24 protein-coding genes, 1 rRNA gene and 1 pseudogene are annotated in these 26,452 nt (G+C 38.0%); 9 read left to right on the top strand and 17 right to left on the bottom strand.

Going from position 1 to position 26,452, the window contains the following annotated elements:
• Nucleotides 1–61: 61 nt before the first annotated feature.
• The 6 genes from rpsR to FXW34_RS21045 form a co-directional block, all read right to left on the bottom strand.
• Complete coding sequence (rpsR, locus tag FXW34_RS21070) at nucleotides 62–301, bottom strand: 30S ribosomal protein S18 (protein WP_147536005.1); 240 nt, start codon at nucleotides 299–301, stop codon at nucleotides 62–64.
• Between the two features lie 50 nt (nucleotides 302–351).
• The gene (ssb, locus tag FXW34_RS21065; RefSeq protein WP_147536004.1) at nucleotides 352–870 is read right to left on the bottom strand and encodes a single-stranded DNA-binding protein; all 519 of its coding nucleotides are present in this window, start codon (nucleotides 868–870) and stop codon (nucleotides 352–354) included.
• Between the two features lie 79 nt (nucleotides 871–949).
• Complete coding sequence (gene rpsF, locus FXW34_RS21060) at nucleotides 950–1,240, bottom strand: 30S ribosomal protein S6 (RefSeq protein ID WP_147536003.1); 291 nt, start codon at nucleotides 1,238–1,240, stop codon at nucleotides 950–952.
• 180 nt (nucleotides 1,241–1,420) lie between these two features.
• Entirely contained in the window at nucleotides 1,421–2,521 is a 1,101-nt protein-coding gene (gene ychF, locus FXW34_RS21055; protein WP_147536002.1) for a redox-regulated ATPase YchF, read from the bottom strand.
• A 168-nt stretch (nucleotides 2,522–2,689) separates the two neighbouring features.
• Nucleotides 2,690–2,887, bottom strand: coding sequence for a DUF951 domain-containing protein (locus FXW34_RS21050; RefSeq protein ID WP_147536001.1), 198 nt, complete (start codon nucleotides 2,885–2,887; stop codon nucleotides 2,690–2,692).
• A 23-nt stretch (nucleotides 2,888–2,910) separates the two neighbouring features.
• A complete protein-coding gene (locus tag FXW34_RS21045) occupies nucleotides 2,911–3,792 on the bottom strand; it encodes a mechanosensitive ion channel family protein (protein ID WP_147536000.1) in 882 nt (293 codons plus the stop codon).
• Nucleotides 3,793–3,975: 183 nt separating this feature from the next.
• Between FXW34_RS21045 and yyaC the strand changes: the two genes are divergently transcribed.
• Nucleotides 3,976–4,605: a spore protease YyaC gene (gene yyaC / locus FXW34_RS21040; RefSeq protein ID WP_147535999.1), complete on the top strand. Its 630-nt coding sequence runs from the start codon at nucleotides 3,976–3,978 to the stop codon at nucleotides 4,603–4,605.
• 77 nt (nucleotides 4,606–4,682) lie between these two features.
• Here the strand turns inward: yyaC and FXW34_RS21035 are convergent, their stop codons facing one another.
• The 11 genes from FXW34_RS21035 to rpmH form a co-directional block, all read right to left on the bottom strand.
• Entirely contained in the window at nucleotides 4,683–5,387 is a 705-nt protein-coding gene (locus tag FXW34_RS21035; RefSeq protein ID WP_147535998.1) for a DUF554 domain-containing protein, read from the bottom strand.
• Between the two features lie 177 nt (nucleotides 5,388–5,564).
• On the bottom strand, nucleotides 5,565–6,419 hold the full coding sequence (locus tag FXW34_RS21030; protein WP_147535997.1) for a ParB/RepB/Spo0J family partition protein: 855 nt from the start codon (nucleotides 6,417–6,419) through the stop codon (nucleotides 5,565–5,567).
• The gene (locus FXW34_RS21025) at nucleotides 6,412–7,173 is read right to left on the bottom strand and encodes a ParA family protein (RefSeq protein ID WP_147535996.1); all 762 of its coding nucleotides are present in this window, start codon (nucleotides 7,171–7,173) and stop codon (nucleotides 6,412–6,414) included. Before FXW34_RS21025 ends, FXW34_RS21030 begins: the two co-directional genes overlap by 8 nt.
• A gap of 301 nt (nucleotides 7,174–7,474) precedes the next feature.
• Nucleotides 7,475–8,332: a nucleoid occlusion protein gene (gene noc, locus FXW34_RS21020; protein WP_147535995.1), complete on the bottom strand. Its 858-nt coding sequence runs from the start codon at nucleotides 8,330–8,332 to the stop codon at nucleotides 7,475–7,477.
• 311 nt (nucleotides 8,333–8,643) lie between these two features.
• Nucleotides 8,644–9,360: a 16S rRNA (guanine(527)-N(7))-methyltransferase RsmG gene (gene rsmG / locus FXW34_RS21015; RefSeq protein ID WP_147535994.1), complete on the bottom strand. Its 717-nt coding sequence runs from the start codon at nucleotides 9,358–9,360 to the stop codon at nucleotides 8,644–8,646.
• Between the two features lie 307 nt (nucleotides 9,361–9,667).
• Entirely contained in the window at nucleotides 9,668–11,560 is a 1,893-nt protein-coding gene (gene mnmG, locus FXW34_RS21010; protein WP_147535993.1) for a tRNA uridine-5-carboxymethylaminomethyl(34) synthesis enzyme MnmG, read from the bottom strand.
• 335 nt (nucleotides 11,561–11,895) lie between these two features.
• Entirely contained in the window at nucleotides 11,896–13,281 is a 1,386-nt protein-coding gene (gene mnmE / locus FXW34_RS21005) for a tRNA uridine-5-carboxymethylaminomethyl(34) synthesis GTPase MnmE (RefSeq protein ID WP_147535992.1), read from the bottom strand.
• Between the two features lie 511 nt (nucleotides 13,282–13,792).
• Entirely contained in the window at nucleotides 13,793–14,410 is a 618-nt protein-coding gene (gene jag / locus FXW34_RS21000) for an RNA-binding cell elongation regulator Jag/EloR (RefSeq protein ID WP_147535991.1), read from the bottom strand.
• Nucleotides 14,407–15,183 (bottom strand): YidC family membrane integrase SpoIIIJ, encoded by a 777-nt coding sequence (gene spoIIIJ, locus FXW34_RS20995; RefSeq protein WP_147535990.1) that lies wholly within the window; start codon nucleotides 15,181–15,183, stop codon nucleotides 14,407–14,409. The genes jag and spoIIIJ overlap by 4 nt, the downstream gene beginning before the upstream one ends.
• A 134-nt stretch (nucleotides 15,184–15,317) precedes the next feature.
• A complete protein-coding gene (gene rnpA / locus FXW34_RS20990) occupies nucleotides 15,318–15,683 on the bottom strand; it encodes a ribonuclease P protein component (RefSeq protein WP_147535989.1) in 366 nt (121 codons plus the stop codon).
• 142 nt (nucleotides 15,684–15,825) lie between these two features.
• On the bottom strand, nucleotides 15,826–15,960 hold the full coding sequence (gene rpmH / locus FXW34_RS20985; RefSeq protein ID WP_013059930.1) for a 50S ribosomal protein L34: 135 nt from the start codon (nucleotides 15,958–15,960) through the stop codon (nucleotides 15,826–15,828).
• An 835-nt stretch (nucleotides 15,961–16,795) separates the two neighbouring features.
• Between rpmH and dnaA the strand changes: the two genes are divergently transcribed.
• The 8 genes and pseudogenes from dnaA to FXW34_RS20945 all read left to right on the top strand — a co-directional run.
• Complete coding sequence (gene dnaA, locus FXW34_RS20980; protein ID WP_147535988.1) at nucleotides 16,796–18,142, top strand: chromosomal replication initiator protein DnaA; 1,347 nt, start codon at nucleotides 16,796–16,798, stop codon at nucleotides 18,140–18,142.
• A 221-nt stretch (nucleotides 18,143–18,363) separates the two neighbouring features.
• Nucleotides 18,364–19,500, top strand: a complete 1,137-nt coding sequence (gene dnaN / locus FXW34_RS20975) for a DNA polymerase III subunit beta (RefSeq protein WP_147535987.1) — start codon at nucleotides 18,364–18,366, stop codon at nucleotides 19,498–19,500.
• 177 nt (nucleotides 19,501–19,677) lie between these two features.
• On the top strand, nucleotides 19,678–19,887 hold the full coding sequence (yaaA, locus tag FXW34_RS20970; protein WP_281292954.1) for a S4 domain-containing protein YaaA: 210 nt from the start codon (nucleotides 19,678–19,680) through the stop codon (nucleotides 19,885–19,887).
• A gap of 18 nt (nucleotides 19,888–19,905) precedes the next feature.
• Nucleotides 19,906–21,024, top strand: coding sequence for a DNA replication/repair protein RecF (recF, locus tag FXW34_RS20965; protein ID WP_147535985.1), 1,119 nt, complete (start codon nucleotides 19,906–19,908; stop codon nucleotides 21,022–21,024).
• 10 nt (nucleotides 21,025–21,034) lie between these two features.
• A complete protein-coding gene (remB, locus tag FXW34_RS20960; protein ID WP_147535984.1) occupies nucleotides 21,035–21,280 on the top strand; it encodes an extracellular matrix regulator RemB in 246 nt (81 codons plus the stop codon).
• A 71-nt stretch (nucleotides 21,281–21,351) separates the two neighbouring features.
• Nucleotides 21,352–23,274: pseudogene (gene gyrB / locus FXW34_RS20955) on the top strand (DNA topoisomerase (ATP-hydrolyzing) subunit B).
• A gap of 120 nt (nucleotides 23,275–23,394) precedes the next feature.
• Nucleotides 23,395–25,995, top strand: a complete 2,601-nt coding sequence (gyrA, locus tag FXW34_RS20950; protein WP_147535983.1) for a DNA gyrase subunit A — start codon at nucleotides 23,395–23,397, stop codon at nucleotides 25,993–25,995.
• 326 nt (nucleotides 25,996–26,321) lie between these two features.
• Nucleotides 26,322–26,452 (top strand): 16S ribosomal RNA (locus FXW34_RS20945); the annotation flags it as partial.

Here is a 26,452-nt window from a genome sequence, read left to right as displayed (position 1 = left end):
GAATAGTGTCAATCTAGAGATAAAAAAAGACAGTGAGCGTACTCACTGTCCTCTTTTACAATTATTCACCTGAAACGTATGGTAATAAAGCCATTTGACGTGCGCGTTTGATCGCAACAGTCAATTTACGTTGGTATTTAGCGCTTGTGCCAGTTACACGACGAGGTAAAATTTTACCACGCTCAGAGATGAATTTTTTTAATAAATCCACTTCTTTGTAATCGATGTGTGTGATTCCGTTCGCTGTGAAGTAACACACTTTACGACGTTTAGCACGTCCGCCTTTACGTCCTCCTGCCATTTCGAGTGACCCCCTTTTCAATTTTGATTTTATACGTCAGCTAAAACATATTAGAATGGAAGATCATCATCAGAAATGTCAATTTGACCGCTTCCTGCAAATGGATCTTCATCTACACGTGTATAGCCTTTACTGTTATTATTGTTGTTATTGTTAGGTCGTTGATTCTGATTATTTCCAAACGGAGAACCCTGTTCTCGTGGTGGTTCGTTATAGAATCCGTTTCCGCCTCTGTCACCAGAATTACTGCCTCTTGGTTCAAGGAATTGAACGCTATCCGCAACAACTTCTGTCACATAAACGCGTTTACCATCTTGTCCCTCATAGTTACGCGTTTGAATCCGACCGTCAACACCAGCCAGACTTCCTTTTTTCAAGAAATTAGCCACATTCTCTGCAGGACGTCGCCAAATCACGCAATTGATGAAATCTGCTTCCTTTTCACCTTGTTGATTCGAAAAAGTTCGATTCACAGCTAGGGTAAAGGTCGCGACTGGTACACCGTTCGGGGTGTAGCGTAAATCAGGATCTTTTGTTAAACGGCCAACTAATACTACACGATTCATCATCAGAACCAACTCCTTTCTTCATTCACTTCGATGTTTCACGTGAAACACTGAAGGATTGGAAGAATATGTCAAGTCAATATTATTTTACTTCTTGTTTAATTACGATATGACGAATGATGTCTTCGCTGATTTTTGCTAAACGGGAGAATTCTTCAACCGCAGCTGGAGCAGCATTAACATTTAAGATTTGGTAGTATCCGTCACGGAAATCGTTGATTTCGTAAGCAAGACGGCGTTTACCCCAATCTTTTGTTTCGTTAACTTCCGCACCATTTTCAGTTAAGATCGAATTGAAACGCTCAACTAAAGCTTTTTTCGCTTCATCTTCAATGTTTGGACGGATGATGTACATAACTTCGTACTTTTTCATCACTTTCACCTCCTTTTGGTCTACACGGCCCTTTTAGGGCAAGGAGCAACTATTCATTACTCACAAGTTAAAAGTATAGCATATCTTTGAAAGACTTGCAATGTTATGTCGATGGAAAAAGAAAAGGATGACCAAAAAATAAAAGTCACCCTTTTCATTCCTATCCAGTTTGAGGAATTATTAAACATTAAAACGGAAGTGAATGACATCTCCATCTTTTACTTCATACTCTTTTCCTTCTAGGCGAACTTTACCTGCTTCTTTTGCTGCTGTCATATTACCTGCAGCGAGCAAATCTTCATAGGCAACTGTTTCTGCACGAATAAATCCTCTCTCAAAATCAGAGTGAATTACTCCAGCACATTGAGGTGCTTTCATTCCTTTACGGAACGTCCAAGCGCGCACTTCCTGTACTCCTGCAGTAAAATAAGTAGCTAATCCGAGCAAGCTATATGCTGCACGAATTAATTGGTCAAGTCCTGATTCTTCAATTCCTAATTCTTGAAGGAACATCTCTTTTTCTTCGCCATCCAGCTCGGCAATTTCGGATTCAATTTTTGCACATATTACGATTACTTGTGCGTTATCCTTTTCAGCAAATTCCTTTACTTTCTTAACGTATTCATTGTCTGATGGATCAGCTACATCGTCTTCAGAAACATTTGCTACATAAAGAACTGGTTTAATTGTTAATAAATGAAGTCCTTTGACAATTTTCAATTGCTCTTCTGTAAAGTCTACAGTACGAGCTGGTTTTTCTTCTTCAAACGCTTCACGTAATTTTGAAAGCACTTCAAATTCTGCCGTAGCATCTTTATCCTTTTGCTTTGCTAGTTTTTCAACGCGTCCAATTCGTTTTTCAACAGATTCCATATCTGCTAAAATCAACTCTAAATTTATCGTTTCAATATCATCAATTGGATCCACCTTACCGGCAACGTGAGTGATATTGTCGTCGGCAAAACAACGAACAACCTGACAAATTGCATCTACTTCACGAATGTGGGAAAGGAACTTATTCCCTAAACCTTCACCTTTGCTGGCACCTTTTACGATTCCGGCAATGTCCGTAAATTCAAATGCTGTTGGTACAGTTTTTTTAGGTTGAACTAATTCTGTTAGTTTGTTTAAACGATGGTCAGGTACCTCGACAATTCCTACATTCGGGTCAATGGTACAAAAGGGATAATTGGCAGATTCTGCACCTGCTTGGGTAATTGCGTTAAATAATGTTGATTTTCCTACGTTTGGTAAACCAACAATACCAGCTGTTAAAGCCATCCTGTTTCACTCCTCATTTTCTTCTATATTAAAGCTATGAATTCTAATTTTAAATACGGTCAATCCTTATAGTCTTTCACAATTATAGATACAAGCCAATAAAAAAACAAGCTTATAAACTATGATTTCTGCTCCTTGTGTTTTACTTATCACAAAGAAAAGCATGAATTATTCTTCATGCTTTAACAGTAACTTTTTCATTTTTCGCGAAAAATCACGACGTGGGATTAACACGCTATGGCCACAGCCTTCACATTTAATTCTGATATCCATCCCCATCCGAATTATTTTCCAGCGATTGGTACCACAAGGGTGAGGCTTTTTCATTTCAACTATATCATTTAAGTTAAATGTGATTTCCTGCATAATGGACCCTCCTCTTTTTCCTGCTATATCTGCTTATCCAACGACTGCTCTGCTTTAGAGTACATAACAAGTCGAGGGTAGGGAATTTCTATTCCATGTAAATCAAGCCAGTGCTTGACCTCTTTACGGATCGCTCTCGACACAAGAAAGTGCTTCATTGGTTGGGTCTCTGCAACAATTCGCAGAACCACTTCTGATGGTCCAAACGTTTGAACCCCTAAAAGCTGTGGTGGAGCAATAATCTCTTCATATTTCCCAGGCAAGGTTTCCAGCAATTCACGAATGACTTGCTCAGCTCGGTCAATATCTTCCTCATAGGCAATCCCAACATCAACAATTGCTTTACTATTATGAATTGAAAAGTTTGTTACGTCTAAAATACTACCATTCGGAATAATATGGCGCTCACCGGTGAGTCCCTTTATTTTTGTCGTTCTTAAGCCGATTTCCTCAACATCGCCTTCAAATTGACCAATTCGGACGTAATCACCGACTGAAAACTGATCTTCAAAAATAATAAAAAATCCGGTAATAATATCTTTCACGAGGTTTTGGGCTCCAAACCCGACTGCGAGACCTACAACACCAGCACCTGCCAATATTGGTCCGACATTGATGTTTAACGTGGACAACATCATAATAAACGCAATAAAATAGATTACATATGTAACAATATTTTGTAATAATTTCGCAAGTGTTGTATCCCGACGTTCGGAGGTCCTTAATGGCGACAACGAACGAACCTTAAAAATATTTTTAATCGCCAACTTAGCAATCCGTATGATTATACCTGCAATAATAAAGATAGCAACTATTTTTAATGCCACAGTTCCTAAATAGATCCATGTTTCCTGCTCAACTAGCTTCTCTGTTACATTCTCGATGTCCTTTTCGGTTAATTTCAACTATCATCACCTACTTTATTTGAAAGATTGTCTAATTATTATCTTAACAGAAAACGGCATTTACTTAAAAATGAAAGACATTAAATAAATTTTCCTTAAAACTTGCTTTTTATTAATCAATGGACGTATACATTGCCATTATTATCCGTATACTGTTAGTACAATGAGAAGAGGTGGAAGCTAATGAATTTTATGCCAAATTTCTTTGATAAGAGAGGCGGGAGTTCAAGAATTCTTCATGATGAAATTGCGGCTCCTGAAAAATTGGCAATAGAACTTACAACGAAAATGTCTAGCATGAATGCTAACCGACCAATTGTTTTTGTATGTATTGGAACTGACCGCTCTACAGGAGATTCATTAGGCCCCCTTGTCGGAACATTTCTAGAAGAAAAAGTGATTTCTCCCTTTTTTGTATATGGGACGCTTGAAAATCCGATCCATGCTGTCAATTTGAAGGAGCAACTTAACGCAATTCATGAAAAGCATGCTGATCCATTTATTATTGGAATCGATGCATGTTTAGGACGTTTGAAAAGCGTAGGAGTAATTCAAATTGCTGAAGGTCCTGTCAAACCAGGTGCAGGTGTCAATAAAGACCTTCCAGAGGTAGGCGATATCCATATTACTGGAATCGTAAATGTAAGTGGTTTTATGGAATTTTTTGTATTACAAAATACTAGGCTAAACTTAGTTTTAAAGATGGCTAAAACGATTGCAAATGGAATTCACGAAGCAAGTATGAGCTACCACCGACGCGATCACTGGTCACATGTAGCTCTGGAACAAATTAGTAGGGAGAACACTCCTTAACCATCAAGTTTAAAATCTATGCTAATGAAAAGGGAGAATATTTTTACATTCTCCCTTTTCCTATTCTCTAATATTCATTAAGCTAACAAATAAATAATTGTTACAATTATAGCTGTGATGAGGATGCTAGGGAGGAGGTTCGCTACTCTTACTTTAGTTATTCCTATTAAATTTAGACCAATAGCAAAAATCATCACACCACCAGTCGCAGTCATTTCAACAATAAATGAATCCATTAAAACTTGCGGTACAAAGCGATCAATTTGAGTAGCGAACATTGCAATAGTACCTTGATAAACAACAACAGGTATAGCTGAAAATAATACACCAATTCCTAATGTTGTTGTCAATATAATCGCAGTGAATCCATCAATAATCGCTTTCGTATATAGGACATCATGATCTCCACGAATTCCACTGTCTAAAGCACCTATAATGGCCATTGCACCAATTACAAAAATAAGTGTAGCCGTAACAAAGCCTTCTGAAATACTCCCATTACTTTTATTACCAATTTTCGATTCTAACCAATTTCCGACTTGATTCAACTTATTTTCAAGTTCGAAATATTCACCGATTACAGTACCAATTACAAGACTGATGATAACAATTAAAAAGTTTTCACTTTTAAATCCCATCTGTAAACCTAAAACAGCAACTGCAAGTCCAATTACCGTCATAACAGAATGCTTCATTTTTTCTGAAATGCGATGGAATAATTTTCCTAACAAAGTTCCGATGATGATTAATAAACCATTTACAATTGTTCCTAATAAAAACATGTGCATCCCCTATTCGCCTAGTATGGAAAAAATACCAAAGTTAATATTACAAAATTAACATTATTGCACGAAAATTTCATCCTATTTGTGAGTATTGTTGATTTATAGTATAAATGCTACATTCAGTGGAGGGGGATGGACGAAATCAAAAAAAAGAGCCAACAAATTAATTGTTGGCTAGGAAAAATCACTTTGATCAAGCAATTCTAAGATTCGCTCTAAATCTTCTTTTGAATGAAACTCAATCTCAATTTTCCCTTTCTTTTTTGTTTGTTTAATATTAACAGTCGTACCAAAGCGTTCACGCAGATAAGATTCACGTTCGATTAAAAATACGTCTTTTTTCGGTTTATCCTTTTTTGTTTCACGTGAAACATGATCATTTAACTGCTGGATATACAACTCTAGCTGACGAACATTTAAGTTTTCCTTAATTGTTTTTTCAACGACTGCAGGTATGATTTCTTTTTTCCGTAAACCTAACAATGCTCGGCCATGTCCCATCGAGATTTCCCCTGAGGAAATTAATTCTTGGATTTTTTGTGGAAGTGAAAGCAATCGAATTAGGTTAGCGATATGAGGCCTACTTTTACCAAGTCGATTGGCCAACTGCTCTTGCGTTAATTCTAGCTTTTGCATCAGCATTTGATAGGCTGCTGCCTCTTCAATTGGAGTTAAATCCTCACGCTGGAGATTTTCTAGAACGGAAAGTTCCATCATTTGTTGCTCATTCAATTCTCGAACAACAACCGGAACCGTTTCAAGCTTAGCCTCTTTTGCAGCGCGATAACGCCGCTCTCCAACAACAATTTCATAGCCCTTAATACTTTTGCGAACAATGATAGGTTGAAGGATTCCATGTTCAAGAATAGATTGCTTTAATTCATCAATCGCTTCCTGCTGGAAAATTTTCCGCGGCTGATATGGATTAGGACGTAGTTCTTTAAGCTTTATCTCTTGTACAGCTTCTTCAGATTCAGCTTCAATATTTGAAAAGAACGCATTCAGACCTTTTCCTAAGCCTTTAGCCATTCACAACCACTTCCTTTGCCAAATCTAAATAAACCTCGGCACCACGTGATTTTGCATCATACTTAATAATTGGCTCACCATGGCTCGGTGCTTCACTAAGACGAACATTTCTTGGGATAATCGTTTTATATACTTTGTCTTGAAAATATTTTTTTATTTCCTCAATAACCTGTAATCCCAAATTTGTTCTTGCATCCAACATGGTTAACAGCACACCTTCAATCGTTAAATCATGGTTAAGATGTTTCTGTACAAGGCGAACCGTATTTAACAATTGGCTTAAGCCTTCTAAAGCGTAATACTCGCATTGAACAGGGATAAGGACGGAATCTGCAGCTGTTAAAGCATTAAGGGTTAACAAACCAAGTGATGGTGGACAATCGATAATAATATAATCAAATTGATCCTTCACCTCTTCCAAAGCACGTTTTAGGCGAACCTCCCGAGAAATCGTTGGGACAAGTTCTATTTCAGCTCCAGCTAATTGAATCGTTGCCGGGATGGCAAACAGGTTTTCTACTGCCGTTGGCTTAATAACTTTACTAGCTTCAACATCATCTACTAATACATCATAAATGCATTGATTTACATCAGCTTTTTCAATTCCGATACCGCTTGTAGCATTTCCTTGCGGGTCAATGTCTACTAACAAGACCTTTTTCCCTATGTATGCTAAGCAGGCGCCTAGATTTACAGAAGTAGTCGTTTTACCGACTCCTCCTTTTTGGTTCGCGATAGCAATAATTTTGCTCACGACATCACCTACCTTCATTTTCCTAAAAATGAACTCATAGAGACGATTCTTCTATGGGGTACACTAGCAATCATGTATTCTATTTTAACATGAAAAGGAATCGATAATCGAAATTTTATTTAAAATCTTGTTAAGTGAATCATATTCAATTGAAGGAAATGATGGAAAAATAGTACTGATATTATAATTGAGGTTAACATTCACGGAGATTAATATAATGGACAAACAAAAAAGAGAGAGGCTGAGACAAAAAAATAGTCTAAACGCTTTCCCTCTTCCATTTTTTTCAAATATTATCTATTTAACTTTTCTTTGGAATCCGAATCGTAAATTGATAGAAATCATCAAATTCTTCTTCTTCAGCATTTAATTTAATCCCACTGTCAGATACCATTGATAAAGATTGACGAATTGTATTAACAGCAATTCGCATATCTTTACTGAACGCTTTTCGTTTTGGCTTTGGTTTTACTTCTGATTGTTCAAGCATTTTAACAACACGGTCCTCTGTTTGTTTAACATTTAGACCCTTTTCAATTATTTCTTGAAGTAGTTGTACCTGTTTCTCTGGATCCTTAAGCGGAATAAGAGAACGAGCATGACGTTCAGTAATCGTCTTACTTAGAAGCTCATCCTGAACTTCTTGTGGTAGCTTTAAAAGTCGAAGCTTATTGGCAACCGTCGATTGACCTTTACCAAGTCTTTGCGCAAGTGCTTCTTGAGTTAAATTATGCAGTTCAAGTAATTTCCCATAGGCAATTGCTTCTTCAATCGGTGAAAGTTCTTCTCGTTGAAGGTTTTCAATTAATGCAACAGAAGCGGTTTCAGTATCGCTTAAATTTTTAACAATTGTTGGTGCTTCTTCCCAACCCAATTTTTTCATTGCACGCCAACGACGTTCCCCAGCAATTATTTCAAATTGCCCTTGTTCGAATTCTCTTACAACAATTGGCTGTATAATCCCATGTGTCCGAATGGTTCGTGCTAATTCTTCAATTTTATCTTCGTCAAAAACCGTTCTCGGTTGGAAACGATTTGGAACGATTTGATCGATAGCGATTTTTCTAATTTCTTCACGCTCGCTCGATTGTTCTTCTTCAATTTGAACCTGTTCCCCCTTTTCGCCCAGGCCAAAAAAGCGTGAAAAAGAATTCTTCATCACCCTGCACCACCTTTACGAAACTCCCTAAAAAATAGATTCTCGTTATAAGAAAAGCGCAAGCGCCTTGCTCAGCGACGTATGGACTGGAGACCTTCCGACTGAGATAAAGGAAACACGATGAGCACGAAAGTGCGAATCGATGTTGACTTATCGTAGGGAGGGAGGTTGAAGTCCACTAGACGCTAGGCGCTGGAGCTAGACACTAATCTATGTTAAAAAATTATACTTCTTACACAAAAAATAAATTATTGTCGACTACTTTTCCCCTAAAACAAATTATGCCACAATACAATGAAAAAAGGTATCCTCTATTCAACTGGAGATTTATTCGGCGTCCCCGGTTTTCTAGGATATTTCTTCGGGGTAGATTTTACTTTATTAATAATGATAATATTGCGATCGCTTTCTTCGAGTGGGAGCAAAAATGAATGGATTTGCTCGACCTTACCACCCATTATTGTGATAGCCTTTTTCCCAGCAGTTAATTCTTCTTCTGCACTTTGCGCCTTCATGGCAAGAAAGGTTCCACCTACTTTAACTAAAGGCAAGCATAATTCAGTCAACACTGATAATCTAGCGACTGCCCGTGCCATTACGACATCAAATTGCTCGCGATAGGCAAGATTTTGCCCAAATGTTTCAGCACGGTCATGGATAAACTGAACTCCTTCGAGATTTAGCTCATTAGCTAAATTCTCTAAAAAGCTAATTCGTTTATTCAATGAATCCACTATTGTTACATTAATATGAGGAAAAGCAATTTTAATCGGGATGCTTGGAAAGCCCGCTCCTGCACCTACATCGCAGATTTTTAATGGTTTATTAAAATCAAAATAAAATGCTGCCGAGATTGAATCGAAAAAATGTTTTAGGTAAACGGATGGTTGGTCAGTAATTGCCGTTAGATTCATTTTTTCGTTCCATTCAACTAGTGTTTGGTAGTATTGATTATATTGTTCAAGCTGATGTGGAGAAAGGGCTATGCCTTTCTCCGCCAGCATTGATTGAAATTGTTCGACATTCATAGGAAAGCCATCCTTCTCATAACTTGGTTGTTGATTTCCGCTTCAGGCACTTCGCGCACCTTAGGGCAGTGCAGGGAGATTGTCTAGCTGCAGCGGCTAGCCCCTCGAGTCGCTTCGGTCAATCAGATGAACTCAAAAGGACGACTTCATCCGCTTGCCCTCCAGCGCTTGTCGGGGCTGAGCAAGCCGCTTCCGCCTTTCGTCCTCCTCGGCGCTTTGCGCCTGCGGGGTCTCCCTATGCCCTTTCCTCCCGCAGGAGTCTTCGTGCCTTCCGCTCCATTCAACATTATTTATCAAAAACTAAATATTAGCCTTCGTTTGGTACTCGTGCGATTTTCCCTTGTTCGATATAGACTAATAATATTGATATATCAGCAGGGTTTACTCCGGAAATACGTGATGCTTGGGCAATTGACAGAGGAAGTACCTTTTTTAATTTTTGGCGCGCTTCTGTTGCAAGACCGGAAATTGCATCATAATCAATATTCTCTGGGATTTTTTTATCTTCCATCTTTTTAAGACGCTCTACTTGTTGCAACGATTTTTCAATATATCCTTCATATTTAATTTGAATTTCCACTTGTTCACTAACTTCAAAATCAAGTGGAACTTCACTCGGAATGATTGAATGAATATGTTCATAGTTCATTTCTGGACGCTTCAGTAAATCCGCGCCACGAATACCATCTTTTAATTCACTACCGCCTTGTGAACGAATCAGTTCCTGCACTTGTTGTGTCGGTTTAATAATGATAGAACGCAAACGCTCTTTTTCAGCTTCTATTAATTGTTTTTTCTTTGTGAACTTTTCATATCGTTCATCAGAAATTAGACCTATTTTGCGACCAATATCAGTTAAACGAAGGTCTGCATTGTCATGGCGTAATAACAGGCGATATTCTGCTCTGGAAGTGAGCAACCGATATGGCTCGGCAGTACCTTTCGTAACAAGGTCATCAATTAATACTCCAATATAAGCATCTGAACGACTCAGAATTATTTCTTCTTTTTCCAAGGCCCTTCTTCCGGCATTGATACCGGCGATTAATCCTTGACCTGCCGCTTCCTCGTACCCAGATGTACCGTTAATTTGGCCACCCGTATACAAATTTTTAATTACCTTTGTTTCAAGTGTTGGCCATAATTGTGTTGGCACAACAGCATCGTATTCAATGGCATATCCAGAACGCATCATTTGGGCATTCTCTAAACCAGGAATTGATTTGATAATTTCCTTTTGAACATCCTCAGGTAGGCTAGTTGATAAACCTTGTACATATACTTCTTCTGTATTGCGTCCTTCAGGCTCAAGAAAGATTTGATGACGGGGTTTATCATTAAAACGAACTACTTTATCCTCTATTGAAGGGCAGTAGCGTGGTCCAGTTCCTTTGATCATCCCTGAAAACATCGGTGATCGATGTAAATTATTATCTATTATCGTGTGTGTCGTTTCATTTGTATATGTTAACCAGCAAGGAAGCTGATCTGTAATATATTTTGTTGTTTCATACGAAAATGCGCGTGGTATATCATCACCTGGCTGAATTTCCGTCTTGCTATAATCGATAGTTTTGCTATTTACCCGTGGTGGTGTACCTGTTTTAAAACGAACAAGCTCTAAGCCGAGCTGCTCTAAATGCTCGGATAATTTTATCGAAGGCTGTTGATTGTTTGGACCGCTTGAGTATTTCAAATCACCTATAATAATTTCGCCACGTAAAAATGTTCCACTTGTAATAACAACTGCCTTAGAGCGATAGATTGCTCCAGTTTTTGAGATGATTCCCTTGCAAACACCATCTTCAACGATTAGTTGCTCCACCATGCCTTGAAGCAGTGTTAGATTTTCGGTATTTTCAAGCGTTTTTTTCATTTCGTGTTGATAAGAGAATTTATCTGCTTGAGCGCGTAACGCACGCACTGCAGGACCTTTCCCAGTATTGAGCATACGCATTTGAATATGAGTTTTATCAATATTTCTGCCCATTTCTCCACCTAGGGCATCAATTTCACGTACGACAATTCCTTTGGCAGGTCCGCCGACTGATGGGTTACATGGCATGAATGCGACCATGTCTAGATTGATGGTAATGATTAATGTTTTTGCACCTTGACGTGCTGAAGCAAGTGCTGCTTCACAACCGGCATGTCCTGCTCCGATTACAATTACGTCAAAATTTCCGGCCTCATACGGCATTTTAGAATGCCTCCTTATTCTTAAAAAGATTTCATTAATTATTTGATTTCCAGCGACTCCCTGACCGAGCCGCTTACGCTTTTCTTATTGTCTAGCTTCAGCGGCTAGGGGCTCGGGGTCACAAGCCATTCCGTCCAGACGGTCAAAGTACGACCTTCTAGCCGGCTCGTCTTGTGCCTGTCGCCCCTGTGCAAGCCGCTTACGCTTTTCTTATTGTCTAGCTTCAGCGGCTAGGGGCTCGGGGTCACAAGCCATTCCGTCCAGACGGTCAAAATACGACCTTCTAGCCGGCTCGTCTTGTGCCTGTCGCCCCTGTGCAAGCCGCTTACGCTTTTCTATTTCCCTAAACAAAATTGGGAGAATAACTGGTCGATTAGACTTTCGTGGACGCTTTCGCCGATAATTTCGCCTAGTAATTCCCATGTTCTTGTTAAATCAATTTGCACAATATCGATTGGGACACCCATATCAACACCACTAATTGCTTCCTCGATAGCATGTGCTGCTTGATTTAATAAAGCTATGTGGCGCGAGTTAGAAACATAAGTTAAATCACCAGCTTCAATCGAGCCTTCAAAAAATAATGAAGCAATCGCTTCTTCTAGCTCGTCTACTCCACGGTCTTCCAATAAGGAAGTTGTAACAATCTTGTGTGTATCCGCTAGATCTTTTACTTTTTCCAAATCAATCTTTATCGGTAAATCAGTTTTATTGACGATGACAATAACATCCATACCTTCAACTGCTTTAAACAGATTGATATCCTCTTCCGTCAGCTCATCGGAGTAATTTAATACTAGTAGTATTAAATCGGCCTCCTTTAATACTTGTCGTGAGCGTTCTACGCCAATTCTTTCTACGATATCCTCTGTTTCTCGAATTCCAGCTGTATCTAATAGACGTAAGGGTACACCACGAACATTAACATATTCTTCAATAACATCACGGGTAGTCCCAGGAATATCTGTTACAATTGCCTTATTTTCCTGAACTAGACTATTTAATAAAGAGGACTTTCCGACATTGGGTCTTCCAATGATCACCGTCGAAAGCCCTTCACGAAGAATCTTCCCCTGCTGAGATGTATGTAAAAGCTTGTTAATTTCACCTTGAACATATGTAGCCTTTTCTATTAACATCCTATGAGTCATTTCTTCTACATCATCATATTCTGGATAATCTATGTTAACTTCGACATGAGCAAGAATCTCCAATATTTCCTGCCGAAGCTTTTGAATCATTTTGGAGAGCCTTCCCTCCATCTGTCCAAGTGCAACGTTCATTGCTCGATCTGTTTTGGCTCGAATTAAATCCATTACTGCCTCTGCTTGAGATAAATCAATTCGTCCATTTAAGAAAGCTCGTTTCGTAAATTCACCTGGTTCAGCCAGACGCGCGCCGTTATTTAGCACCAGTTGCAAAACTCGGTTAACTGAAACAATCCCACCGTGACAGTTGATTTCAACTACATCCTCTTTTGTAAAGGTTCGAGGCCCCTTCATCAACGATACCATAACCTCTTCGACAACCTGCCCGGTTTTCGGCTCTACTAAATGTCCATAATGTATCGTATGGCTACTTACCGTGGCTAATCTTTTTTCATTTACCCCACGGAATAGCTGGTCGGCAATTTTAATTGCCTCGTCTCCGCTCAATCGGACTATTGCAATTGCTCCCTCTCCCATAGGAGTCGAGATTGCTGCAATCGTATCAAATTCCATACTTCTCACCTCCAACCTTTCAGCCCTCAATCATCTATTTCAACTCAGTCAAATTCAACTCATTTCCTAATTCCCAAGAATACCACAAGCACTCTTTAGAAAAAAGTCCTAGCTTTCACTTATCCACACGAAGTCTTTTTACGTTTTATTTTAACTTATCCACATGTGAATAACAATAAATCTCGTTTTTTCCTCTATCTTTTTACCCAAAAATATTATCCACAACTCATGACCCAGAAAAAAACATTAGAATTTCATCAAAAACCATCAAAAAAAATCCATCCCGCTTGGAATGGATTTTTTTATTGGCTATGTTAAATTTGAATGTTGATTTCCGCTTCAGGCACTTCGCTTTCCATGGGGCTAACTGGGAGCCTCCTCGGCGCTTTGCGCCTGTGGGGTCTCCCATGCCAGCTACTCCCATAGGAGTCTACGCGCCTTCCACTCCAATCAACGAGGCAAAAATCAACATTGTACATTAAAACAGCCTTTTAAAAAAATAATTTTCTTATTATTTTGGTGCAATTACGATATGTCGGTATGGTTCAGTACCGTCCGAATATGTTTTGATTTTCCTATTTTCAACTAAAGCTGTATGAATTACTTTTCGCTCATATGAAGGCATTGGTTCGAGAGCAACATTTTTACCAGTTCTAACAGCCTTTTGAGCTAATCGCTCAGCAAGCTGAATTAGCGTCTCATTTCTTCTTTTGCGATAATCCTCAGCATCCAGCATAACCGTTAAATATTGATCGGAATAGCGATTTAATACTAGTTGGGTCAAATATTGAAGTGAATTAAGGGTTTGTCCCCTTTTTCCAATAAGTAAAGCAATTTTTTCTCCAGTTAAAACGAAATGCACATGCTTTCCTTCTCGTATTGTTTCAACCTTAACCGAAACTCCCATTTCTCTACTTACATCAACAATAAATTTACTAGCTTCTTCAAGTGGATCAATTTTCACGGTTACCTTGACGATAGCAGGTCGGGATCCGAAAATACCAAATATGCCTCGTTTACCTTCGTCAATAATAGATATCTCTGTACGATCTTTTGTCGTATTTAATTGAGCTAAAGCACTTTCTACTGCTTCTTCGACAGTTTGTCCTGTAGCAGTTACTTGTTTCACTTTTTTGCTCCTCCCGCTTTACCAGTATCCGGTGTTTTTTTCAATTCTGGACCTTTAATAAAATACGTTTGAACAATCATAAAGATATTACCTACTACCCAGTACAAGGAAAGTGCAGCTGGGAAGCTGATTGCAAATACAATAATCATAATCGGCATCATCCAGAGCATCATTGCCATTTGCGGATTTTGATTTGCAGTTCCTGCCATCATCATCTTTTGTTGAATAAATGTAGTCGCACCTGCAACTAACGGTAAAATGTAATATGGATCCGGAGAGCCAAGATCAAACCATAGGAAATTGTGTTCTGCGATTTCTCTTGTTCTCGAAATTGCATGATAAAAACCAATTAATATTGGCATTTGAATTAGTAGCGGAAAACACCCTGCCAATGGATTTACTCCATGCTTTTGAAATAATGCCATTGTCTCTTGCTGCAGCTTTTGCTGAGTAGCTTGATCCTTTGAACTATATTTTTGCTTTAGAGCTTCCATTTCAGGTTGTATTGCTTGCATTGCCTTAGAGCTCTTTGTTTGCTTAATCATTAACGGTAAAATGGCTAAACGAATGATAAGCGTAACAATAATAATCGAGATACCATATCCACCAGCAAATTCTGCAACCCATATGATTAGCTGGGATAACGGCCAAACAATATATTCGTTCCAAAATCCTTTACTCTCAGATGTTATTGGCTGGTTGTATTCTGTACACCCTGAAAGAAGAGCCATGAGTAGAATTAAACCAATAACAAGAAATATTCTTTTTTTCAAGCGTTTATCCTCCTGACTTCAATAAATATAAATTATTCATCATAAAAAAGAAGACCTTAGTCTCCTCTATTATTTCTTTCCTAGACACACCATTCATATTTTAACATCTTTTTAATAAATGCGCTTTCACAATTTTACTTTTGCTGATTGTTTTCAACCGTTTTTTGTAATACTTTCGCAACCCTTAAAACGTGAATAAGACTGCTTTTTATTTGATGGAAATCCATTTCACTAACAGGCTTTCTGGCAATTATGACATAATCTTGACCAGCTTTGAGCGAATCCTGTAATTCAAAGATTGATTGGCGAATGCATCTTTTAATCCGATTTCGCATTACACTATTACCGATTTTTTTGCTTACAGAAAGACCAATCCGAAACTTCTCCTGTACAGGATTTCCTAGCACATAAATAATAAACTGCCTGTTGGCAAATGATTTTCCATTTTTGAATACATGTTGAAATTCTTTATTTTTTTTAATTCGGAACTCTTTTTTCATTTTTTCACCCTCAAACCAGGAAGGATCTTTATGTATAAATTATTTGTTGCTGTTAAGTAGCTTCAGAAATATCAGCTGAAAGCAGAATGCCATGGGGAAGATAGGAGCAAATGAGAAAAAAGACCACTGATGTTTCAGTGGCCTAAGCAGATAATACTTTTCTTCCTTTACGGCGACGGCGCGCAAGCACTTTACGTCCGTTTGCTGAGCTCATACGTGCACGGAAACCGTGAACTTTGCTGTGTTTGCGTTTGTTTGGTTGGTAAGTTCTTTTCATATATAACACCTCCCTGAGGATTTACTGCTAAAGACAGTCTTTTCAATTATAGTGACCGGTGCTTAAAGTTGTCAACTGTTTGTCAGAAATTATCTATACTTCATTCTTCTTATTATGAAATTCTCCGCCTCTAGTATAACCGAAAATCCAATATAAATTCTCTTTTACCACAATTAAATATTTTACCCTTTTTTTATTAAAAATAAAATAGTCCTGTTTTTCCCATAATATATTTCAGGATCAAAATAGAGAATTTCTCACTATTGCCTTTTCAAAAAAAATAAAAATAAGCAAACACTCAAAACCATAATTTCAAAATAAAATTTCATGCATTATATTGCTCGACACTATGGTTGTGGATAGTTTTCGACAGGTTTTTTTATTATCCACAATCGATATCGACAGGTTCTTAACAGACTAAGAGGCTGTGGACAAAAATTATTAACAAGATGTGGCGCTTGTGGATAATGTATTAAAAGGCATTGCACCACAATGGATTATTTGATATTATATTTGTGTTTTCACTCTGAATAAATAGATGTGAATAACTGTTTTATCCACAGATTGTGGATAAGCTGTGGACAGGTTATTCAGAGGGGTGGGAAAAGGTTGTCCACAAGTAGTGGATATTGTCGAAATCCCTTTTTCCTTCCTTATTATATATTTTTCCACATTAATCGATTTGTATTTTTATAAATTCATAGTTTCTTGGATGAATAGCGTTGAATATTTATGAATAATCCAAGCTAACTATGTCTAAAGTCATGCAAAAAAACAAAAATGAAAGCACTAAAAAGCTTTAAATGTAATTTAGTGAAAAGGAGGGATATCAAAATTGGAAAATATTGCGGATCTTTGGAATAAGGCATTAGCGACAATAGAAACAAAGATAAGCAAGCCTAGCTTTGAAACCTGGCTAAAATCAACAAAGGCTCATTCATTACAAGGCGATACACTAACAATTACAGCTCCGAATGAGTTTGCACGGGATTGGCTCGAGGAACGATATTCGCAATTGATAGCTGGAATTCTGCTAGAAATTACAGGTGAAGAGCTTAGTGTTCGCTTCATCATTCCGCAAAATCAGCGAGAGGAAGACATAGATCTTCCAGTACCTCCAAAAAAGTCAAAGAAAGAAGAGGATGTTGCAGAGCTTCCGCAAAGCTTGCTTAATCCTAAATACTTATTTGATACTTTCGTTATTGGGTCCGGAAATCGCTTTGCTCATGCCGCTTCGTTAGCTGTGGCTGAAGCTCCTGCAAAAGCATACAATCCTCTATTCATTTATGGAGGAGTAGGTTTAGGAAAAACCCATTTAATGCATGCCATTGGCCATTATGTTTTAGATCATAACCCGCAAGCAAAGGTAGTCTATTTATCATCTGAAAAATTTACTAATGAATTCATTAATTCAATTCGGGATAATAAGGCAGTTGAATTTCGAAATAAGTATCGCAATGTCGATGTGCTATTGATTGATGATATTCAATTTTTAGCAGGAAAAGAATCTACACAAGAGGAATTTTTCCATACTTTTAATACGCTTCATGAGGAAAGTAAACAAATTATCATCTCGAGTGACCGTCCACCAAGAGAGATTCCTACCCTGGAGGATCGTTTGCGTTCCCGATTTGAATGGGGCTTAATAACGGATATTACACCACCTGATTTAGAAACGAGGATTGCCATTCTTCGTAAAAAGGCTAAAGCAGAAGGATTAGATATACCAAATGAAGTGATGCTATATATAGCAAATCAAATTGATTCCAATATTCGTGAATTAGAAGGTGCGCTAATACGTGTTGTAGCTTATTCGTCTCTAATTAATAAAGACATTAACGCTGATTTAGCAGCAGAGGCACTTAAAGATATCATTCCTACTTCTAAACCGAAAGTGATTACCATCCAAGAGATTCAACGAGTGGTTGGAGAGCACTTCAATATTAAACTAGAAGACTTCAAGGCCAAAAAACGCACAAAATCAGTCGCGTTTCCGCGCCAAATTGCCATGTATCTATCAAGAGAGCTTACAGATTTCTCATTACCTAAGATTGGTGAAGAATTTGGAGGACGAGACCACACAACCGTCATTCATGCCCATGAGAAAATATCTAAGCTTTTGCAAACAGATCCTCAACTGCAAAAGCAACTTAAAGAAATCAATGAAATGTTAAAATTTTAGAAGAAGGCTCATACTAATAGCATAGTGTTACCTTGGAAAATGTGTATAACTTACATTAACTTACGCACAGTCTGTCCACATGTGGATAGACTGTGTTTCCTTTCGCTTTACGTAGTTATCCACATACTAACAGGCCCTACTAGTACTTCTATTATTTTTAAATCTTATTATTATATGTTTAGAACCAAAAAAATATGCATAATACGGAGGATTAATTTTAAATGAGATTTATAATCCAACGAGATCGCTTAGTTCAAAGTGTACAAGACGTAATGAAGGCTGTTACTTCCAGAACAACTATCCCAATCTTAACGGGAATCAAAATTGTAGCAACAAACGAAGGGGTAACTTTAACAGGTAGTGATTCAGATATTTCAATTGAATCATTTATTCCAAAAGAAGAAGCTGGAGATGAAATTGTAGAAATTAAACAAACTGGGGCAATTGTATTACAAGCTAAATTCTTTAGTGAAATTGTAAAAAAGCTGCCTACTGATACAGTTGAGATTCAAGTAGAAAATCATTTACAGACAGTTATCCGCTCAGGCAAGTCGGAATTCAACCTAAATGGACTTGATGCAGAAGAATATCCGCATCTCCCACAGATCTCTGAAGAAAATGTTTTTCGTATCCCAACTGATTTGTTGAAAGTGATGATTCGTCAAACTGTTTTCGCAGTGTCCACCTCAGAAACACGACCAATCTTGACAGGTGTAAACTGGAATGTTGAAAATAACGTACTAGCCTGTATTGCAACAGATAGCCACAGATTAGCTTTGCGGAAAGCTAGAATTCAATCTGAAAACGATGCATCCTATAATGTTGTTATTCCAGGTAAAAGTTTAAATGAATTGAGTAAAATTCTTGATGATTCAAATGAACTAATCGATATCGTTATTACAGAGAATCAGGTTTTATTTAAAGCAAAACATTTATTATTCTTCTCAAGACTGTTAGAAGGAAATTATCCTGATACATCACGTTTAATACCAAGTGATAGTAAAACTGAAGTATCTGTTCTTACAAAAGAATTTTTACATGCGATAGATCGTGCTTCGCTATTGGCACGTGAAGGAAAAAATAATGTAGTAAAATTAGCAACAATTGAAGGAAGTGCAATCGAGGTCTCCTCTAATACCCCTGAAATTGGAAACGTCGTAGAACAAATTCAAGCTCAGGAGATAAATGGTGAAGAGCTAAAAATCTCTTTTAGTGCGAAATATATGATGGATGCTTTAAAGGCTTTAGAAGGATCTGAAATCAAAATCAGCTTTACTGGGGCTATGCGCCCGTTCGTGCTGCGTCCAATTGAGGATGATTCAATTTTACAATTAATTCTTCCAGTAAGAACATATTAATTTTAAAGCTACAAAGGGCTCGGCTGCATTTTTAGTCGGGCTCTTTTTTTAAATTGCCGCCTTCTATCTTTTGGATTTGTACACTTCGTGTTTTTTTAGTAAAATTAAAGAATTGAGTCTAAAAAATTATCATTATTTTTTAGAACATCTTACCTTCAAGATGAAAAGAGTGAGATAATGAAAGAAATCAAAATTGATACGGAATACATCACTATGGGTCAGTTTCTAAAATTGGCTGAGGTTATTCAAACCGGTGGTATGGCAAAATGGTTTCTAGGGGAATATGCAGTTTTCGTTAATGATGAACAAGATCAACGAAGAGGAAGAAAGCTTTATCCCGGAGACCAGGTTGATATCCCCGACTTTGGAACGTTCATTGTGATGTAATTAACAAAGGTGGCTTCCATGTATATTGAGCAATTGCTGCTAAAAAATTATCGTAATTATACTGAACTTGAAGCTCATTTTGAAAACAAAGTGAATGTTATCCTAGGTGAAAATGCCCAAGGGAAAACAAATGTTATGGAATCAATTTATGTATTGGCAATGGCCAAGTCCCACCGTACTTCTAATGACAAAGAACTTATTTCTTGGGACAAAGAATATGCTAAAATAGAAGGTAGAATAAAAAAAAACCATGGCTCAGTGCCCTTGCAATTAATTATTTCGAAAAAAGGAAAAAAAGCTAAATTTAATCATATTGAGCAACAGAAGTTGAGCCAATATGTTGGAAATATGAATGTTGTGATGTTTGCGCCGGAAGACTTAAACCTTGTTAAAGGTAGTCCTCAAGTAAGGCGCCGCTTTATTGATATGGAGATTGGACAAGTATCCCCGATTTATTTACATGATATGGGGCGATTTCAAAAGATACTACAGCAGCGTAATCATTATTTAAAGCTATTACAAACAAAAAAACAAACCGACATGACCATGCTGGACATTTTAACTGAACAATTTATGACACTGGCTAGCAAAATAGTTCATAAGCGGTTTGGATTTATCCAATTATTGGAAAAATGGGCTATTCCAATTCACGAAGGGATTTCTCGCGGCCTAGAAACATTAAAATTGGAGTATAAACCGTCAGTGGATGTATCAGAACACCTTGATTTGTCGAAAATGTTAGAAGTATATGAACAGAAATATTTCAAGGTTAAAAATAAAGAAATTGAGCGCGGTATTACTTTGTTCGGTCCCCATCGTGATGATCTACTTTTTATTGTGAATGACAGAGATGTCCAAACATTCGGTTCACAAGGACAACAAAGAACGACAGCCCTCTCCGTCAAGCTCGCTGAAATTGAGTTGATTCGCTCTGAAATTGGTGAGTACCCTATTTTATTATTAGACGATGTCTTGTCTGAATTAGACGATTATCGTCAATCCCACTTACTAAATACAATTCAAGGGAAGGTTCAAACGTTTGTTACAACAACAAGTGTGGACGGAATCGACCATCAAACCTTGAAAGAGGCAGCTGCCTTTAAGGTGGAAGCCGGAAAAATGAACCGAATTCAGTGAGGTGAGAATTTTGTATTTGCATGTTGGCGAAGAGATAACCGTTCATACGAAAGAGATTATTGCCATTATTGATAAGCATAGTATACGTTCATCACCGTTAATGGAAAAATTCATTCAACAACGCAAAGACCAAATCATCAACCTAACAAAAGGAAATTATAAATCGGTTGTCATTACATCTAATAAAGTTTATTTTTCCCCCTTTTCATCCGGAACATTAAAGAAACGCTCAAAAGTTTTATTTAATCACGATTAACAAAGCAAAAATGGCTTTTGAATAATTGAAGACGAGTGTGTATGCAGAAAGAGTAGGTGATTCAAATGACAATGGAGCAAAAAGCGTTACAAGAGGAAGTCTATGATGAAAGCCAGATACAGGTATTAGAAGGATTAGAAGCAGTACGTAAACGCCCTGGGATGTATATTGGCTCAACAAGCTCTAAAGGCTTGCACCATCTAGTTTGGGAGATTGTCGATAATAGTATTGACGAAGCCCTTGCCGGATATTGCTCGGAAATTAATGTCATTATTGAAGAGGACAATAGTATTACCGTAAAGGACAATGGGCGTGGGATTCCGGTTGGAATTCAAGAAAAAATGGGTCGCCCGGCTGTAGAAGTCATTTTAACCGTTCTTCATGCAGGCGGAAAATTTGGCGGTGGAGGCTACAAGGTTTCAGGTGGACTACACGGAGTTGGTGCATCAGTCGTAAATGCTCTATCAACTTATCTAGAGGTTTTTGTTCACCTTAATGGTCATATTTATTATCAAAAATATAACCGTGGTGTACCGTTAGCGGATTTAGAAATTATCGGTGACACTGATCGTACAGGTACGACCATTCACTTCGTTCCAGATGGTGAAATTTTCACAGAAACATTGGAATACGAATATGACATACTAGCAAATCGTCTGCGCGAGCTAGCGTTCTTAAATCGTAATATTAAAATCACAATTGAAGATAAACGTGAAGAAAAAAGAAGCAACGAATATCTTTATGAAGGCGGGATAAAGTCCTACGTTGAACACTTAAACAGAACGAAGGAAGTTCTTCATGAGGAACCGATTTTTATTGAAGGTGCTAAGGATGGAATAACCATAGAAGTTTCCCTTCAATACAACGAAAGCTATACAAGCAATATTTATTCATTTGCTAATAATATTCACACCTATGAAGGTGGTACCCACGAAGTTGGCTTCAAAACTGCATTAACTCGGGTAATAAATGACTATGCTCGAAAAAACGGCTTAATTAAGGATAACGATACGAACCTTTCTGGGGAAGATGTGCGCGAGGGCTTAACCGCAATTGTGTCTATCAAGCATCCAGATCCGCAATTTGAGGGGCAAACAAAAACGAAGCTTGGTAACTCTGAGGTTCGTGCTATAACAGATACACTTTTCTCGGAGCATTTAGAAAAATTTATGCTTGAAAACCCTGCTGTGGCTCGGAAAATTGTTGAAAAAGGTTTAATGGCAGCAAGAGCAAGACTAGCTGCGAAAAAAGCACGTGAGTTAACACGTCGTAAAAGTGCGCTTGAAGTTTCAAGCTTACCTGGTAAATTGGCAGATTGTTCTTCGAAGGACCCATCAATCAGTGAGCTTTATATCGTAGAGGGTGACTCAGCGGGAGGTTCGGCTAAACAAGGGCGGGACCGTCATTTCCAAGCTATCTTACCTTTACGTGGAAAAATTTTAAACGTGGAAAAGGCTCGTCTTGATAGAATCCTTTCAAACAATGAAGTACGTGCAATGATTACAGCAATCGGAACGGGAATTGGCGAAGAATTTGATATTGCCAGAGCCCGTTATCATAAAGTCGTTATTATGACTGATGCTGATGTTGATGGTGCGCATATTCGTACATTGCTATTAACGTTCTTCTATCGCTATATGAGAAAAATTTAAGAAGCAGGCTATGTCTATATTGCCCAACCGCCGTTATATAAAGTTCAGCAAGGGAAACGGGTAGAATATGCATATAACGAAAAGGATTTAGAACGAATCTTTGCAGCATGGCCTAGTCAGCCAAAGCCGAATATTCAGCGATATAAAGGTTTAGGAGAAATGAATCCTGAACAGCTTTGGGATACAACAATGGATCCATCATCAAGAACAATGCTCCAGGTTAGTCTTAAAGACGCAATCGAGGCGGATGAAACCTTTGAAATGCTAATGGGTGATAAAGTGGAGCCACGTCGGGTTTTCATTGAAACAAACGCACAGTACGTTAAAAATTTAGATATATAAAGTCTTAAACTAGACATAGAAAGATTAAGGGTAGAGGTCGGACCACTATCCTCCTTTTCTTTTTTTCAGTACGAAGGGTGTTGAAACAAATATCTGCGCCCTAATTAGGAGGCACCAATTATGGCTGAAACACCAAATTCTCAAATAAAAGAGATAAATATTAGTCAGGAAATGAAGACATCCTTTCTTGACTATGCAATGAGTGTTATTGTTTCACGTGCACTTCCAGATGTACGCGATGGATTAAAACCTGTTCATCGGCGTATCCTTTATGCTATGCACGATCTTGGAATTCATGCGGACAAACCATATAAAAAATCAGCACGTATCGTAGGGGATGTAATTGGTAAGTATCACCCTCATGGAGATTCAGCTGTTTATGAAACGATGGTTCGGATGGCACAGGATTTCAACTATCGCTACATGCTCGTAGACGGTCATGGAAACTTTGGTTCTGTTGACGGCGACTCAGCCGCAGCGATGCGTTACACTGAATCAAGAATGTCAAAAATCTCAATGGAACTCCTGCGGGATATTAATAAAGATACGATTGACTACCAAGATAACTATGATGGTGAGGAAAAGGAACCTGTTGTGCTTCCAGCGCGTTTCCCTAACCTCTTAGTTAATGGAACAACTGGAATTGCTGTTGGAATGGCAACAAACATACCTCCACATCAACTTGGCGAGGTTATTGACGGTGTTTTAGCGGTCAGTCATGATCCTGATATTTCTATCCAAGAATTAATGGATATCATTCCTGGTCCAGATTTTCCAACCGGGGGACAAATATTAGGCCGTAGCGGAATCCGAAAAGCTTACGAAACTGGCAGAGGCTCTATCACAGTCAGATCAAAGGTTGAGATTGAACAAAAATCGAACGGTAAAGAAGTTATCATTGTAAATGAGTTACCTTATCAGGTAAATAAAGCAAGATTAATTGAAAAAATTGCTGAGTTAGCTCGTGATAAAAAAATTGAAGGAATTACCGATCTTCGCGATGAATCAGACCGTAATGGTATGAGAATCGTCATCGAGGTTCGTAAAGATGCAAACGCCAATGTCCTTCTAAATAACTTATACAAGCACACAGCTTTACAAACCAGCTTCGGAATCAATACTTTAGCATTAGTCGATGGCCAGCCTAAAGTATTAAGTTTAAAGCAATGTTTAGTTCATTATTTAGATCATCAAAAAGTTGTCATTCGTCGCCGAACAGAGTTTGAACTACGGAAAGCGGAAGCTCGAGCGCATATTTTAGAGGGCTTGAAAATAGCACTAGACAATATAGACGCAGTGATTAGCTTAATTCGAGGATCACGAACAACTGATATTGCTCGTGAAGGTTTGATGACTCAATTCCAGTTATCAGAAAAGCAAGCACAAGCAATCCTTGATATGCGTCTGCAGCGTTTAACAGGTTTGGAAAGAGATAAAATTGAGGATGAGTTAAATTCCTTACATCAACTTATCGCCGAATTAAAGGCAATCCTAGCAGATGAAGAAAAAATTCTTGAAATTATTAGAGAAGAACTCTTAGAGGTTAAAGAACGTTTCAACGATAAGCGTCGAACTGAAATCATTACAGCTGGTATTGAAATGATTGAGGACGAAGACCTTATTCCGAGAGAAAATGTTGTAATTACCTTAACACACAATGGATATATTAAGCGCCTTCCTGTCTCTACGTATCGCTCACAAAAACGAGGAGGCCGTGGGGTCCAAGGGATGAATACAAATGAGGATGATTTTGTAGAACATCTGATTACGACATCAACCCATGATACTATCCTGTTCTTTACCAATAAAGGAAAGGTGTATCGTTCAAAGGGATATGAAATTCCGGAATACAGTAGAACTGCAAAAGGTTTACCGATTATCAACCTGCTAGAAGTTGATAAAGGTGAATGGGTTAATGCGATTATTCCAGTTTCAGAATTTGGTGATGATTTATTCCTATTCTTTACTACTAAAGAAGGAGTTTCTAAACGATCACCATTGACATCCTTTGCACATATTCGAAATAATGGCTTAATTGCTGTGAACTTACGTGAGGAAGATGAGTTGATTTCAGTTCGTCTAACAGATGGCAGCAAAGAAATCATTATTGGTACTAAAAATGGAATGCTAATTAGATTCCCAGAAACAGATGTGCGTTCAATGGGAAGAACAGCAACTGGTGTAAAAGGCATCACTTTAGATCCAGATGACCAAGTAGTAGGAATGGAAGTACTCGAAGAAAATACTGATATCTTAATCGTAACTGAAAAAGGCTATGGAAAACGAACTCCTGCTTCAGAGTACCGAATTCAGGGTAGAGGCGGTAAAGGTATTAAGACTTGCAATATCACCGATAAAAACGGCTATCTTGTTTCTATGAAGGTTGTAACTGGCGAAGAGGACGTAATGCTAATTACCACTGGCGGAGTATTAATCAGAATGGATGTAAATGATATTTCTTCTATGGGGCGTAATACTCAAGGTGTACGACTAATCCGTCTTGGAGAAGAAGACCACGATCAAGTTGCAACTGTGGCAAAGGTTGAAAAAGAAGAAGAAAAGTCGGAAGACGAAATGGAAATAATAGAAACTGAAGGTAGTGATCTTGAAACAAATCCTACTGATACGAGTTTAACTCGTTTACTTGAAGCAGCTGAGGCTGATCAAGATGATGAAGGTCCAACTGAATCTGAATCAGAAACTTCTGATGATGAAGAGTAATTTATAGCAACTTAACTAAGGTGACTCAGTAATGGGTCACCTTTTCTTGCCTCTTAAACGAAAATACTTGCAATACTCCTTTAGTCTTGATATAATCATTCAAGTCAGCAACACACTGATATGTCATCAACAATTAATAATTAAAAAAGATTGTTGACATATTTAAGTGAGAATGATATATTAATAAAGTCGCTTCAAGCGATAAATTAATAAATTGCTCTTTGAAAACTAAACAAACAAACGTCAACAATAAATAAAATTTAGTGTATCTGACTTTGGTCATGAACACTAGCCAACGTAACTTTTATGAGCTAATCAACTCAACTTTCTTGGAGAGTTTGATCCTGGCTCAGGACGAACGCTGGCGGCGTGCCTAATACATGCAAGTCGAGCGGACTTGAGGGAGCTTGCTCCCGATAGTCAGCGGCGGACGGGTGAGTAACACGTGGGCAACCTG

Origin of the sequence: Bacillus marasmi (genome assembly GCF_902168435.1) — a bacterium.
Lineage (GTDB): Bacteria > Bacillota > Bacilli > Bacillales > Cytobacillaceae > Bacillus_BU > Bacillus_BU marasmi.
Note: the sequence above shows the minus strand (reverse complement) of the source record. Positions and strands in the feature narration are given on the sequence as shown.

What these genes read in the sequence shown, in the direction of transcription:
- noc (WP_147535995.1), bottom strand. Translation starts at nt 8,332, where the DNA reads ATGAAGAATTCTTTTTCACGCTTTTTTGGCCTGGGCGAAAAGGGGGAA.
- rpsR (WP_147536005.1), bottom strand. Translation starts at nt 301, where the DNA reads ATGGCAGGAGGACGTAAAGGCGGACGTGCTAAACGTCGTAAAGTGTGT.
- FXW34_RS21050 (WP_147536001.1), bottom strand. Translation starts at nt 2,887, where the DNA reads ATGCAGGAAATCACATTTAACTTAAATGATATAGTTGAAATGAAAAAG.
- rnpA (WP_147535989.1), bottom strand. Translation starts at nt 15,683, where the DNA reads ATGAAAAAAGAGTTCCGAATTAAAAAAAATAAAGAATTTCAACATGTA.
- FXW34_RS21035 (WP_147535998.1), bottom strand. Translation starts at nt 5,387, where the DNA reads ATGTTTTTATTAGGAACAATTGTAAATGGTTTATTAATCATCATCGGA.
- mnmG (WP_147535993.1), bottom strand. Translation starts at nt 11,560, where the DNA reads ATGCCGTATGAGGCCGGAAATTTTGACGTAATTGTAATCGGAGCAGGA.
- recF (WP_147535985.1), top strand. Translation starts at nt 19,906, where the DNA reads ATGTATATTGAGCAATTGCTGCTAAAAAATTATCGTAATTATACTGAA.
- FXW34_RS21030 (WP_147535997.1), bottom strand. Translation starts at nt 6,419, where the DNA reads ATGGCTAAAGGCTTAGGAAAAGGTCTGAATGCGTTCTTTTCAAATATT.
- gyrA (WP_147535983.1), top strand. Translation starts at nt 23,395, where the DNA reads ATGGCTGAAACACCAAATTCTCAAATAAAAGAGATAAATATTAGTCAG.
- dnaN (WP_147535987.1), top strand. Translation starts at nt 18,364, where the DNA reads ATGAGATTTATAATCCAACGAGATCGCTTAGTTCAAAGTGTACAAGAC.
- mnmE (WP_147535992.1), bottom strand. Translation starts at nt 13,281, where the DNA reads ATGGAATTTGATACGATTGCAGCAATCTCGACTCCTATGGGAGAGGGA.
- rpsF (WP_147536003.1), bottom strand. Translation starts at nt 1,240, where the DNA reads ATGAAAAAGTACGAAGTTATGTACATCATCCGTCCAAACATTGAAGAT.
- ssb (WP_147536004.1), bottom strand. Translation starts at nt 870, where the DNA reads ATGATGAATCGTGTAGTATTAGTTGGCCGTTTAACAAAAGATCCTGAT.
- yaaA (WP_281292954.1), top strand. Translation starts at nt 19,678, where the DNA reads ATGAAAGAAATCAAAATTGATACGGAATACATCACTATGGGTCAGTTT.
- ychF (WP_147536002.1), bottom strand. Translation starts at nt 2,521, where the DNA reads ATGGCTTTAACAGCTGGTATTGTTGGTTTACCAAACGTAGGAAAATCA.
- rsmG (WP_147535994.1), bottom strand. Translation starts at nt 9,360, where the DNA reads ATGAATGTCGAACAATTTCAATCAATGCTGGCGGAGAAAGGCATAGCC.
- rpmH (WP_013059930.1), bottom strand. Translation starts at nt 15,960, where the DNA reads ATGAAAAGAACTTACCAACCAAACAAACGCAAACACAGCAAAGTTCAC.
- yyaC (WP_147535999.1), top strand. Translation starts at nt 3,976, where the DNA reads ATGAATTTTATGCCAAATTTCTTTGATAAGAGAGGCGGGAGTTCAAGA.